This window comes from Tistrella sp. (genome assembly GCF_002684955.1).
Classification (GTDB): domain Bacteria; phylum Pseudomonadota; class Alphaproteobacteria; order Tistrellales; family Tistrellaceae; genus Tistrella; species Tistrella mobilis.
The window spans coordinates 1-12,127 of record NZ_NYWI01000038.1 but is presented as its reverse complement, the minus strand read 5'-3'; the positions used below and the strand labels follow the sequence as shown (position 1 = coordinate 12,127).

Below are 12,127 nucleotides of genomic sequence, written 5' to 3'. Positions count from 1 at the left end.
TTCCGTCGTCCACATTCTGTCCGCTCCCATTTCCTCTGGCGCGGCATAGAATCACAACGGATTCACCGGATTCAATAACCTTCCGGACGGGCTCTAAGACACCACCGATATCGCCGCGGTCACGGCCGACATCAGAAGAACGATCGACGCCACCTTGTGGGTCATCTTCAGGTTGGAAACAAATCTGTTCAGCATGGCAGGCGCCGCCGTCTTTTTGTGGGAAGCTGGCGCCAGTATCCCGGTTTCCGTTTAATCAAGTGTAAAAACCGACGTGCGAAATATTGGTGGTGGACGCCTTTTTTACACCAATCATCATGGATGATATATGTGTGCTTTAATCTTCTCAGCCGCGAATCAGTCGCGTGATCACCCGGTCGAGTGTCTGGAGAAAATTGGACCGGTCGCGCTGGGTCATCGGCTTCGGGCCCTTCAGCCCGCCCTGATCGGCGCCGGCGCGCAGATCGGCCATCAGCGCCCGCATCGCCAGCGCCTGGCCGATATTGGCCCGGCTGAATTCGCGGCCATCGGGCGCCACCACCGCCGCCCCGGCGTCCAGGCAGCGCGCGGCCAGCTGGATATCGGCGGTGATCACCACATCGCCGGGTGTGACATCGGCGACGATCCGGTCATCCGCGGCATCGAAGCCGTCGCCGACGGTCACCAGCTCCACCCTCGGGTCCTGCGGCACGTTCAGCCAGGCATTGGCCACCACGCGCACCTTCAGCGACAGGCGCTGCGCCACCTTGTAGGTTTCGGCCTTCACCGGGCAGGCATCGGCATCGATATGGATCACGGGCGGGGTCATGGGGCGGCAGTCTGCCCTGATCCGGCCACGGATGCCAGCGCCGCGACGCGGGCCGTCTGGCCGGCAGCGCTCATCCCCGCACCCGCTCGGTCGCCTCGAACTGGCGGGCGGCATCCAGCAGCACCGGCAGATATTCGCCCTCCAGCATCTCCACGCTCACCCGTGCCGCCTGGGCGCTGACATTCATCGCCGCCACCACCACGCCGGTGCGGTCGTGCAGCGGCACCGCGATCGACCGCAGCCCCAGCTCCAGTTCCTGGTCGGCGATGGCATAGCCCTGGTCGCGGACCAGGGCCAGCCGGTCGCCCAGGCTTTTCATGTCGCCCAGGCTGTGGGGGGTCCGGGGCTCGAAAGAAATGTCGCGCAGCAGCATGTTGCGCCGGGCCGGCGGCAGGTTGGCCAGCAGCACCTGGCCCATGGATGTGCACCAGGCCGGCAGCCTTGCCCCCACATTCAGGCTGATCGCCAGAATCCGGTGGCGGGCGGCGGCGCGGGCGACATAGATGATGTCGATCCCGTCCAACACGGCGGCAGAGCAGCTTTCGCCCAGCGTGTCGCTCACCCGGCGCAGCCAGGGCTGGATCGCCTCGGTCATGTCCAGCGACGACAGGTAGGAAAAGCCCAGCTCCAGCACCATGGGCGTCAGCTCGAAATGCTTGCCGTCGCTGCGGGCATAGCCCAGCGCCTCCAGCGTCAGCAGAAAGCGGCGGGCGGCCGCACGGGTCAGCCCCGTGCGCTCCGCCACCTCGCTCAACGTCTGGCGTGGCGCCTCGGCGCCGAAGGCGCGCACGACGCTCAGGCCGCGGGCGAAGGATGCGACGAAATCAGGCGAATCCGGGTCGATCATCGGCCGCTCCGCGACAGCATGGGTGCCGTTCGTGGGGTGAACGTCCCCCATGCTAGGCGAACGAAGCCGATCCGTCCATCCGCCTGGTGTGGCCGCATTCCCGGCCGGGCGGCGCAGCCCCCAACCTGGTTCAGAGGGGCCCCGGTTCAGAGAGGATCCACCGGCAGGGTCGGGCCGACCCGGGCCTCGATCGCCGCACCTGCATCCAGCATGGTCGCTTCTTCATAGCGGCCGCCGACGATCTGCACGCCCAGCGGCACCCGGCCGGTGCCGTCGGGCGACGGCATGAAACCCACCGGCACCGACAGCCCGGGCAGGCCCAGAATGGCGGTGGCGTTCAGCGGTGCGAAGGCGTCGATCAGCGGCCGAAGCTCCGCCGCGGGCTTGCGGTCGGCCTCGCGGTCCATCGCCGGTTCCAGCGACACCGGCATCAGGATCAGGGGCGTGTGCTCGAAAAAGGCCAGCCAGTTGCGCAGGATGGCGTTGCGGCGGGCAAGGCCGGCGATGAAGCCGGTCAGGTCCAGTTCCCGCCCGGCCAGCGCCATGGCGTCGACCATGTTGTTCAGCACCGTATCGCCATAGGTCCGGGCGGTTTCGCGGGTGCCGAACAGGTTCTCGGTGGACAAAAGGTCGAGCCAGAGCTGATGGGCTTCGGCGAAATTGGGCGGGCTCGCCTCCACCACCTCATAGCCGGCTTCGGCGAGCCAGGTGGCCGCCAGGCGCAGCGCATCGGCCACCGGCGGCGTGGTGCCCTCGGGCACGAACAGCGCCACCCGGATCGGGGCCGCATGCCGCCGCGGCCGTTCCGGCACCGGCACCCACCAGGGGTCGCGCGGGTCGCGTGCCGCCATGGCGCCCAGGCCCAGCCGCAGATCCCGGATGCTGCGCGCCAGCGGCCCCTGCACCGCGGCCAGATTGGAGACGATCATCCGCTCCACCCCCAGCGACGGGTTGAACGCCGCCACCCGGCCCAGCGTCGGCCGGATGCCGGTCACCCCGCAGCAGAAGGCCGGCAGCCGCACCGATCCGCCCAGATCATTGCCATGGGCCAAGGGCCCGATGCCGGCCGCCAGCGCCGCCGCCGCCCCGCCGCTGGACCCGCCGGCGCTGCGGCCGGGGGCGTGGGGGTTCAGCGTCGCCCCGTGCAGCGGGTTGTCGGTGAACCAGCGCATCGACAGGCTCGGCGCATTGGTCCGGCCGAAGGGCACGGCGCCGGCCAGCTTCCAGTTGCGGGAAACCGGCGCATCCTCGGCCGCGATATTGCCGGCCAGCGCCGGCAGGCCGTTGGTGGTGGCGGATCCCGCCAGGTCGATATTGATCTTGATCGTCACCGGCACGCCGTGCAGCGGCCCGGCTTCCTCTCCGGCGGCGAGCGCCGCATCGGCGCGGTCGGCGGCCTTGAAGGCGCTTTCGTCCAGCCGGATCACCACGGCATTGATCCGGCCGTTCACGGCGTCCATCCGCTCGAAACAGGCGGTCAGCGCCTCGCGTGCCGAAATCGCCCGGCTGCGGATGCCGGCCGCGATATCGGTCGCATCCCATTGCCAGAGCGGCGTGGTCGGCAGTGATGTCTCGGTCGTCATGAAGGACCCTCCGGCAGGTTGGGGGAAAGACGGAAATCAGGGGCTCATCGCCCCGACAATGTGGCACCGCCGGGGGCGTCGGCACCCTCGGTTTCGAAGGCGCGGAGCATGGCGGCCATGGCCCGGGCCTGATCGTCACCGGCGGCGTCGAGCGCGGCGATCACCCCGGCCCGGTCGGCGGCGGTCTTGTCCTGGTTCAGCTTGAACTTGGCCTCGACGCGGTCGAGCGGCATGTCGATCGCCACGATCCGCTCCAGCCTGGGCAGGATCAGCGCGTCGGGCATGGCCGCGAACGACCAGGGGCCGCCGAGCGGCGTGTCCCAGAGGGCGACGGTGCGGCGGAGCACGGCCAGGATCTCTTCCGGCTCTTCCACCAGACGCGGCCGGCCGATGCCGTGGATGGCGGCGTAATTCCAGGTCGGGAAGGTCATCCGGTCTTCGTACCAGGACGGCGAGATGAAGGCGTGCGGCCCCTGGAAGATCGCAAGGGCCGGGGTTTCCCCGCCGATGAAATGGCGCCATTGCTCGTTGTTGCGCGCCATATGGGTCACGAGCCGCGGCGGCGCATCCGGGCGTTCGTCCACCAGCATCGGCAGATGGGTGGCGACCGGCCCGTCGGCACCGGTGGAGACCAGGGTTGCGAAGCTCCAGGCCCGCATCGCCTGGTGGATGATCCGGGGCCGCTCTTCCAGATAGGCGGCGGGGGTGTACATCGGCGCTGCCTCCCTCAGTTCAGGCGAAGGGTATGTTTCAGCCAGAGCGCCGTGTCGTCCAGCGCCGCGCCGGCCACTTTCGCCACCGATACCGCTTCAAGGAAGCTGTGTACCGTGCCGGGATAGACTTTCGCACCGACCGGAACCCCGGCCGCGGCCAGGCGGTCGCGCATCTCCAGGTTCTCGTCATAAAGCGGGTCGCATTCGGTGATCACCATCCAGGCCGGCGGCAGGCCGGTCAGATCGGCATCCAGCACGCGCAGCCGCGGGTCGAAGCGCTGCTCGGGGTCCGACACGTAATTCATCAGGAACCAGAGCATCATATGGGTGGTGAGCAGATAGTTGCCGCCGCCCCAGCGCAGCACCGACGGGCTGACCAGATCCATCGAGAACCCGCCGTAATTCAGCACCATGGCGGCGACGGGCGCCTCGCCGGCATCGCGGAAGGTCAGGCAGGCCGAGACGGTGAGGTTGCCGCCGGCCGAATCGCCGCCAAGCGCGATCCGGTCCGGATCGAGGCCGAATTCGGCCGCGCGGGCATGGATGGCGCGCACGACATCCACCACCTCCTGCGGCGCCTGCGGGAAGCGGGCTTCCGGCGCCAGGGAATAGTCGATGCCGATCACCACCATCCGGGCGCGGGCGGCATATTCGCGCATCAGCCGGTCATGGGTGTCCAGGCTGAACAGCACGAACCCGCCGCCATGGATGTAGATCAGCGCCGGTGCCGGCGCCGCCAGCCCTTCGGGGCGATGGAAACGGATCCGGACCGGGCCGTGGCGGGTCGGGATCATATGGTCTTCGCGGCTTGCCATCACCGGCCCGCCCTCGGTCCAGGGCTGGCGGACGATTTCCGCCACCCGCCGCGCCTCGGGCGGGGTCAGCTGTTCGCGGGGCGGGTGGGCCGAGGCGTCGGCGATCATCCGGCGGACGAAGATCGCGATCTCGGGGTCGAGCACATCGTATGGAGAGACGGTCATGAGCGTACCTGTCAAGCGGGGGCGGGCGCGTCCGATGCCGCCCCGTGACGGGCGGCGAAGATCGCGCGGCCGGGAATGGCGGCCAGAAGATCGCGGGTATAGTCGTGGGCGGGGTTCGCGAACAGCGCCGCGGTCGGGCCCTGTTCGACGATGCGGCCATGGCGCATCACGATGGTGTGGTCCGACACCTCGGCGGCGACGCGGAGGTCGTGGGTGATGAAGATCATGGCGAGGCCGAGCTCGCGTTTCAGATCGGCGAGCAGGGCCAGGATCTGCGCCTGCACCGAGACATCCAGCGCCGAGACCGCCTCGTCGGCGACCAGGATCGCCGGCTCCGGCGCCAGCGCCCGGGCGATGCAGATCCGCTGGCGCTGCCCGCCCGAGAATTCATGCGGATAGCGCGCCGCCGCCGAGGCGTCGAGCCCCACCCGTTCCAGCAGCCGGGCGGCGATCGCCATCGCCTCGGCCCTGGGCGTGCCGAAGGCGATCGGCCCGCGGGCGATGGCATCGCCCACCCTGTGGCGCGGGTTGAGCGAGGCGAAGGGGTCCTGGAACACCATCTGCACCCGGCGGCGATAGGTTTTGAGCGCGGCCCCGCCCAGCCCGGCGACATTCCGGCCCTCGAACAGGATTTCGCCGCCATCGGGGCGGGTCAGCGCCATCACCATCCGGGCCAGCGTCGACTTGCCCGAGCCGCTTTCCCCCACCACCGCCAGGCTTTCGCCGGCCCGCAGCGCCACCGTGACATCGTCGGTGGCGTTCACCACCCGCCGGCTGCGAAAGCCGGTGCGGCTGGTATACTGCTTCCGAAGGTTGTTGAGTTCCAGAATGACCGGAGTTTTGGTTGTGGCATCGGCCACGGGCTTCGGGCCGGCGCGGCCGGGTACCGCCTCGATCAGGCTGCGGGTATAGGCATGGGAGGGCCGGGCCAGCACCGTGCGGCCGGGGCCCGCCTCCACGACCCTGCCATGGCGCATCACCACCACCCGGTCGGCGATGTCGGCGACGACGCCGAAATCATGGGTGATGAACAGCACGCCCATGCCCCGCGCCTTCTGCTGGGCGCGGATCAGGTCCAGGATCTGGCGCTGGGTGGTGACGTCGAGTGCGGTGGTCGGCTCGTCCGCCACCAGCAGCGCCGGATCATTGGCCAGCGCCATGGCGATCATCACCCGCTGGCGCTGGCCGCCCGACAGCTGAAAGGGGAAGCGCCGGCCGATGGTCTCGGGGTCGGGCAGGCCGACCCCGGCAAACAGCTCCGCCACCCGCCTGCGGCGGCCCTCGCGGTCGAGGCGGCCATGGATCGCCATGGCCTCCGCCACCTGGTCGCCGACCCGGGTCAACGGGTTCAGCGCGCTCAACGGCTCCTGAAAGATCATGCCGATATCGGCGCCGCGGATCCGGCGCAGCGCCGCCTCGTCCAGGCGGCCGATATCGTCGTCCTGAAACCGGATCTCGCCGCCGGCCAGCCGCACCCGGGGCGGCAGCAGGCCCAGCACCGCATGGGCGGTCATCGATTTGCCCGAGCCGCTTTCGCCCACCAGGCAGACGATTTCATCAGCCGCGACCGACAGCCAGACCCCATCCACGGCCCGTGCCCGGTCGCCGCCCCGGGGCAGGGCGATGGAAAGATCGCGGATGTCGAGGAGGGAGGTTCCTGTCACCGTCACTGTCCTCCTTGGGTGCCGCGGGCGCGGGAGATGCGCGGGTTCAGCGCATCGTTCAGCGCCTCGCCCACCAGGTTGACCGCCACCACCGTCAGCAGGATGGCGAGGCCGGGAAACACGCTGGTCCACCAGGCCTGGCGGATCACGGTGCGGGCGGAACCGACCATGAACCCCCAGGACATGTCGTTCGGATCGCCCAGCCCCAGGAAAGACAGCGCGCTTTCGATCAGGATCGCGGTCGCCACCGTCAGCGAGGTCGCAACCACGATCGGCGAGGCGGCATTGGGCAGGATGTGGCGGATGATGATCGCCAGCGCGCTTTCCCCCTGGCAGCGGGCGGCATGGACGAAATCGCGGGTGGCAATGCTCATGAACTCGGCCCGGGTCAGCCGGGCGAGCGGCGGCCAGCTGACCACGGCGATGGAGAAGATCACCGTCTCCATGCCGGGCGAGAGGATCGCGACCAGCAGGATGGCGAGCACGAAGCCCGGAATGGTCTGGAACAGTTCGGTGATCCGCATCAGCACATCGTCGACCAGCCCGCCGAAATAGCCGGCGGCCGCACCCACGATCACCCCGATGCCGGCGGCCGAGACGGCCGAGGCGATGCCGATGATCAGCGACACCCGCGCCCCCCAGGCGATGCCGGCGGCAACGTCGCGGCCCAGCGTGTCCGAGCCGAAGATCAGCCCCTCGGACAGCGGCGGCTCGAAGGGGGCGCCGACCATTTCCCAGGGATCGACCGGAAACAGCAGCGGCGCGCCAAGGGCAAGCCCCGCCACCAGCGCCAGCAGCACCGCACCGGTGATCCCGCTCGGGTGACGGAAGAAGGCGGAGAAGAAGGCCCGCATGGGTCTGCACATCCTGATCTGGTGTGGCGGTCAGCCGGCCCGGGCCAGCCGCGGATCGATGATCCGGGTGATCAGATCGGTCAGCAGGTTGATCGCGATCACCAGCACCGACATGACCAGGAAGATCCCGAGCAGCACCGGATAGTCGCGCTGCATCACCGCATCGAAGGTGAGCCGGCCGAGGCCGGGCCAGGCGAAGACGGTTTCCACCACCACCGAGCCGCCGATCAGCGCGCCTGCCTGAACACCGGCGAAGGTGATCACCGGCAGCAGGGCGTTGCGCAGCATGTGATGGCGGATGATCCGGCCGCGCGACGCCCCCTTGGCCCGGGCGGTCTTCACGTAATCCTGGTGCTCCACCTCGATGATAGAGGCCCGCATCAGCCGGGCGTAGATCGCAAGATAGATGGCCGCCAGCGTGGTGACCGGCAGGATCATATGGGTCGCGACATCCAGCACCAGATCGAGGCCGGTGAGGCTGGGGCCGATGGTCGCGAAGCCGAAGGCCGGCAGCCAGCCCAGCTGAACCGAAAAGATCAGCACCAGCATCAGCCCCAGCCAGAAGACCGGCATGGCATAGAACAGCAGCGCCAGGACCGAGATCACCGTATCGGTCCAGCGCCCGGCGCGCATGCCGGCGAGCGTGCCGAGCAGGCTGCCGATGGCCAGCGCCAGCAGGAAGGCGGTCACCGTCAGCAGCAGGGTGGCGGGCAGGCGCTCGCCGATCAGCACCGAAACCGGCTGGCGCTGACGGTAGGAATAGCCGAGGTCGAAACTCGCGACCTTGGCCAGATAGTCGGTCAGCTGAACATGAAGCGGCTGGTCCAGCCCGTATTCGGCCCGGATCTGGGCGATCAGCTTTTCATCCGAAGCGCCCGACTGGCCGGCGATCACGGCCGCCGGGTCGCCGGGGGCGGCATGGACCAGCAGGAAGTTGAAGGTCGCGATGATCAGGATCATCACCGCGATCTTCACCAGCCGGGCCGCCGCCGCCGCGATGGCCTGGTACATGCTCAGCCCTCGTACCAGGCCTGATCGAAGTCGTCGTTCACGCCGATGGCCGAGACCACCAGGTCATGGAAGCGCTTGTCGTACATGGTCGGGAAGTCGAGTTCGACCAGCCAGCCCACCGGCACCTCTTCGACCAGCAGGCGCTGAACCTCGGAATAGAGCGCCTGGCGCTTCGCCGGGTCGACCGCGATCGCCGCTTCGGCGAACAGCTCGTCGACCTTGGGATTGCTGTAGCCCGAGGTGTTGGAGAACAGCACGCCCTTGCGGATGTTGGACGAGACATAGGTCCGCGACACGCCGAGCGCCGGGTCGCCGAACTGGTAGAGCCAGGGGGCGGAGACCTCGAAATCCCAGTTGCCGACCCGGGTCGCCCAGCCGGCGACGTCGATCGCCTCCAGCACCACCTCGATGCCCACCTTCGACAGGGCCTGGCGGATGTATTCGGCGAAGCGCATCCAGACCTCGCCATAGGGCGGGACCAGATAGGTGATCTTTGCCCGCTTGCCGTCGGCGCCGGGCTTCAGCCCCATCTCGTCGAGCAGGGCGATCGCCTTGGCCGGGTTGAAATCGTAGATCTTGACCTTGGGGTCGTAGAATTTCGTCGCCTTCGACATCGGCCCGGTGGCCGGCCGGGCCAGGCCGAACAGCACCTTGCGGACCAGGAAATCCTTGTCGATGGCGTGCATCACCGCCTGGCGGAAGCGCTTGTCGTCCATCGGCTTGATGCGGTTGTTGAATTCCAGCCAGAGCAGCGGCGCATAGAATTCATAGCCCTTGGTGGTGAATTCGACATGCGGCAGCTGCTTCAGCCGCGGCACGTCGAACATCTCGACATCGCCCCACTGGGTGAGATCGACGGTGCCGTTTTCCAGCGCCAGCGCGCGCGAGGCGGCGTCGGGCACGACCCGGTAGATGATCTCGTCCAGATAGGGCTGGCCGGGCTTGTAGTACTCGTCATTGCGCACCAGCCGGATATGCGAGCCGCGCTCCCATTCCGCGAACTTCCACGGGCCGGTACCGATCGGCTTCGCGTTGTGCGGGTTGTTGCGATAGTCGGTGCCCTCGTAGAGATGCTTCGGCATGATCGGGCAGGACGACATTTCGAAGCATTGCAGGAAGGGGCCGAAGGGCTCCTTCAGTTTGAAGACCACGGTATGGGCGTCGGCCGCGGTGATGCTCTCGCAGCGGGCGAAATTGCCGCGCGCCCGGGCATGGGTCTCGGGCAGGATCCTGGTGGTCGAGAACACGACGTCCTCGGCGGTGAAGGGCGTGCCGTCATGCCACTTGACGGCCTCTTCCAGATGGAAGGTATAGGTCAGGCCGTCGTCGGACATCTCCCAGCTCTTCGCCAGTCCCGGGCGCGGCGTCTGGTCGAAATTGAATTTCAGCAGGCTCTGATAGATCTTGCCGGCGACGGTCAGCGTCGGCGCCTGCTGGTTGATCGCCGCCACCAGAACCGGCGGTTCGGGCTGGATGATCACGTCCAGCGTGCCGCCCCGGGTCTGGCCGGCGGCACGGCGGATGCCCAGCGGAATGCCGGTCGATCCGACGATCCCGGCCATCAGCATCAGTCTGTTGAAGTCGCGACGGTTCATGGCGAGCCCTGACTCCCTTGGCTGGTTAGTCCCGCATGCGTCGGCGCGCCGGTTTTCCGGCGTCGCCATGGCCTCCCCGGCCTTGTTGATGCCCCGCAAGGGGGCCTTGTCGTCGTCAAGTGTAGGGCCCGGCCACCCTGGCCCGCGTCGCGGCATGGGCCATCTTTCGTCGCGTCCGGGCCAAATCCGGTCGATGCCGGCGGTCAGTAGCCGCGGCCGCGCTCCACCGGGTTGAGCGGCGGGCGGCCGCATGCGGTCCGCCAGGCGTTTTCGACGATCTGGCCGATCACCGCCTCGTCGCGGGCGATTGCCGCCATATGCGGCGTCACCAGCACGCGCGGATGGGTCCAGAGCGGGTGGGCGGGGTCCAGCGGTTCGGCGGCGAACACGTCGAGCACGGCACCGCGCAGATGGCCGCTGTCCAGCGCCGCGATCAGATCTTCGGGCACCAGATGCTCGCCGCGGCCGACATTGATCACGGCGGCACCCCGGGGCAGTTTCGCGAAGGTTGCGGCCCCCAGAATGCCGCGGGTCCGGGGCGTCAGCGGCAGCAGGTTGACCAGGATCTCGCTCTCGGCCAGCAGGGCATCCAGCCCCTCGGGCCCGTGATGGCCGGTGATGCCCGGCAGGCTGCGCGGCGTGCGCGACCAGCCGGCGACGGCGAACCCCTGTGCGGACAGCGCCCGCGCCACCCGGCCGCCGATTTCGCCCAGCCCCAGCACGCCGATGCGGCGGTCGGCGGCGGCCTGCTGCGGCGGGCGCTGCCAGATGATCGCCGGGCGGTCGCGCAGGACCACCTGGTCCAGGCCGCGATGGAACCAGAGCACCGACCAGAGCACGAATTCGCTCATCGCCGCCGGCAGGCTGTCGTCCACGATCCGCGCCACCGGCAGGGCGGGGTCCAGCCCGGCATCGTTCAGCACGCCGTCGACGCCGGCGGCGATCGACTGGACCAGTTTCAGCTTCGGCATGGTGCCGAGCAGCCCGGCGGGCGGCCGCCAGCAGACCGCGATTTCGGCCTCGGCGCCGTCATCCTCGGGCCAGACGGTGATGTCGAGCCGGGGATCGGCGGCGAGCAGCGGCGCCTTCATGAAGCCGAGGTCGAGGATGCCGCCGATCAGAATCAGTTTGGGCATGGATGCTCCCGCATGTGGTCGTCCTTCCGGGTGCCGGTTGCATCCGGCGCCGTCCCGAAGGATACTGACCGCACATCCGACCTCCGCCGGGTCCCGGGCCATTTATCGTCGAGGATGGGCCATATGCTCGGACATGCCGGATCTTCGGCTTTCGACACGGCGGCGGAGCTGCCGTCTCCCGAACCCTATGTCACCGGGATCGTCGGCCATCTGGCCGCGCGGTCGGCGGCCGAGCGCCTGCAGGCGATCGACCGGCCGGTGGTCGGCATGGCGGCGGAGTTCGCCGCCGGCAATGTCGGCAGCCATCACGATCACCCGCGCGGGCAGATCGAATACGCGCTGACCGGGGTGATGACCGCGATCACCGATCACGGCACCTGGGTGGTGCCGCCGCGCACCGCACTCTGGATACCGGCCCATACCATGCACCAGGTGCGCAATTGGGGGCCGCTCACCCTGCGCACGCTGTATCTCGACATGGAGGTCTGCGGCGCGCTGCCGGCCGAATGCCGGGTGTTCCGGGTGTCGGAGCTTCTGCACGCGCTGATCGTGGAAATGGTCGCCGCCCCGCATGAATATGATCTGGCCGGCCGCGAGGCGCGCATCGCCGAGCTGCTGATCGGTGAACTGGCCCGCATGCCCGATGTCGACCTGCACGCCCCCATGCCCCAGGACCGGCGCCTGGCGCGCATCTGCCGCGCGGTGCTGAAAGACCCGGCGGCCGAGCACGATCTGGACCACTGGGCCGCCGTGGGCGGCATGGCCCGACGCACCCTGACCCGCCAGTTCCGCCGCGAAACCGGCCTCACCTTCGCCGAATGGCGCCAGCAGATCCGCCTGCTCGAAGCCCTGCCGCGCCTCGCCTCGGGCGAAACGGTCACCAACGTCGCGCTCGACCTCGGCTATGACAGCCCCAGCGCCTTCACCGCCATGTTCCGC

General features: G+C 68.7%; 11 protein-coding genes. 1 reads left to right on the top strand and 10 read right to left on the bottom strand.

Translation table 11 applies throughout. The annotated features are described in order from the left end of the window. Nucleotides 1-343 precede the first annotated feature (343 nt). The 10 genes from CMO28_RS13980 to CMO28_RS13935 all read right to left on the bottom strand — a co-directional run bounded on the left by CMO28_RS13980 (nucleotide 344) and on the right by CMO28_RS13935 (nucleotide 11,188). The gene (locus tag CMO28_RS13980) at nucleotides 344-805 is read right to left on the bottom strand and encodes a YaiI/YqxD family protein (protein ID WP_062762106.1); all 462 of its coding nucleotides are present in this window, start codon (nucleotides 803-805) and stop codon (nucleotides 344-346) included. A 70-nt stretch (nucleotides 806-875) separates the two neighbouring features. After that, nucleotides 876-1,652: an IclR family transcriptional regulator domain-containing protein gene (locus CMO28_RS13975; protein ID WP_296714438.1), complete on the bottom strand. Its 777-nt coding sequence runs from the start codon at nucleotides 1,650-1,652 to the stop codon at nucleotides 876-878. Nucleotides 1,653-1,798: 146 nt separating this feature from the next. Next, nucleotides 1,799-3,235, bottom strand: a complete 1,437-nt coding sequence (locus CMO28_RS13970; RefSeq protein WP_296714436.1) for an amidase — start codon at nucleotides 3,233-3,235, stop codon at nucleotides 1,799-1,801. 44 nt (nucleotides 3,236-3,279) lie between these two features. Beyond that, nucleotides 3,280-3,948, bottom strand: coding sequence for an FMN-binding negative transcriptional regulator (locus CMO28_RS13965; protein ID WP_062762102.1), 669 nt, complete (start codon nucleotides 3,946-3,948; stop codon nucleotides 3,280-3,282). 14 nt (nucleotides 3,949-3,962) lie between these two features. Continuing rightward, nucleotides 3,963-4,928: an alpha/beta hydrolase fold domain-containing protein gene (locus tag CMO28_RS13960; RefSeq protein WP_062762101.1), complete on the bottom strand. Its 966-nt coding sequence runs from the start codon at nucleotides 4,926-4,928 to the stop codon at nucleotides 3,963-3,965. An 11-nt stretch (nucleotides 4,929-4,939) separates the two neighbouring features. After that, nucleotides 4,940-6,592, bottom strand: a complete 1,653-nt coding sequence (locus CMO28_RS13955) for an ABC transporter ATP-binding protein (RefSeq protein ID WP_062762099.1) — start codon at nucleotides 6,590-6,592, stop codon at nucleotides 4,940-4,942. A gap of 2 nt (nucleotides 6,593-6,594) precedes the next feature. Next, a complete protein-coding gene (locus CMO28_RS13950; protein ID WP_296714432.1) occupies nucleotides 6,595-7,446 on the bottom strand; it encodes an ABC transporter permease in 852 nt (283 codons plus the stop codon). Between the two features lie 30 nt (nucleotides 7,447-7,476). After that, nucleotides 7,477-8,457: an ABC transporter permease gene (locus CMO28_RS13945; RefSeq protein ID WP_296714429.1), complete on the bottom strand. Its 981-nt coding sequence runs from the start codon at nucleotides 8,455-8,457 to the stop codon at nucleotides 7,477-7,479. Between the two features lie 2 nt (nucleotides 8,458-8,459). Beyond that, nucleotides 8,460-10,052 carry an ABC transporter substrate-binding protein gene (locus CMO28_RS13940; RefSeq protein ID WP_296714428.1) on the bottom strand — a complete coding sequence of 531 codons (1,593 nt, stop codon included), beginning with the start codon at nucleotides 10,050-10,052 and terminating at the stop codon, nucleotides 8,460-8,462. Nucleotides 10,053-10,255: 203 nt separating this feature from the next. Continuing rightward, entirely contained in the window at nucleotides 10,256-11,188 is a 933-nt protein-coding gene (locus CMO28_RS13935; RefSeq protein WP_296714426.1) for a 2-hydroxyacid dehydrogenase, read from the bottom strand. A gap of 123 nt (nucleotides 11,189-11,311) precedes the next feature. Between CMO28_RS13935 and CMO28_RS13930 the strand changes: the two genes are divergently transcribed. Beyond that, on the top strand, nucleotides 11,312-12,127 hold an 816-nt coding region (locus CMO28_RS13930; RefSeq protein WP_296714424.1), incomplete at its 3' end, for an AraC family transcriptional regulator.

Bases quoted from the DNA above. Each gene is read 5' to 3' on its own strand.
- CMO28_RS13935 (WP_296714426.1), bottom strand. From the start codon at position 11,188: ATGCCCAAACTGATTCTGATCGGCGGCATCCTCGACCTCGGCTTCATG.
- CMO28_RS13965 (WP_062762102.1), bottom strand. From the start codon at position 3,948: ATGTACACCCCCGCCGCCTATCTGGAAGAGCGGCCCCGGATCATCCAC.
- CMO28_RS13970 (WP_296714436.1), bottom strand. From the start codon at position 3,235: ATGACGACCGAGACATCACTGCCGACCACGCCGCTCTGGCAATGGGAT.
- CMO28_RS13980 (WP_062762106.1), bottom strand. From the start codon at position 805: ATGACCCCGCCCGTGATCCATATCGATGCCGATGCCTGCCCGGTGAAG.
- CMO28_RS13945 (WP_296714429.1), bottom strand. From the start codon at position 8,457: ATGTACCAGGCCATCGCGGCGGCGGCGGCCCGGCTGGTGAAGATCGCG.
- CMO28_RS13975 (WP_296714438.1), bottom strand. From the start codon at position 1,652: ATGATCGACCCGGATTCGCCTGATTTCGTCGCATCCTTCGCCCGCGGC.
- CMO28_RS13960 (WP_062762101.1), bottom strand. From the start codon at position 4,928: ATGACCGTCTCTCCATACGATGTGCTCGACCCCGAGATCGCGATCTTC.
- CMO28_RS13940 (WP_296714428.1), bottom strand. From the start codon at position 10,052: ATGAACCGTCGCGACTTCAACAGACTGATGCTGATGGCCGGGATCGTC.
- CMO28_RS13950 (WP_296714432.1), bottom strand. From the start codon at position 7,446: ATGCGGGCCTTCTTCTCCGCCTTCTTCCGTCACCCGAGCGGGATCACC.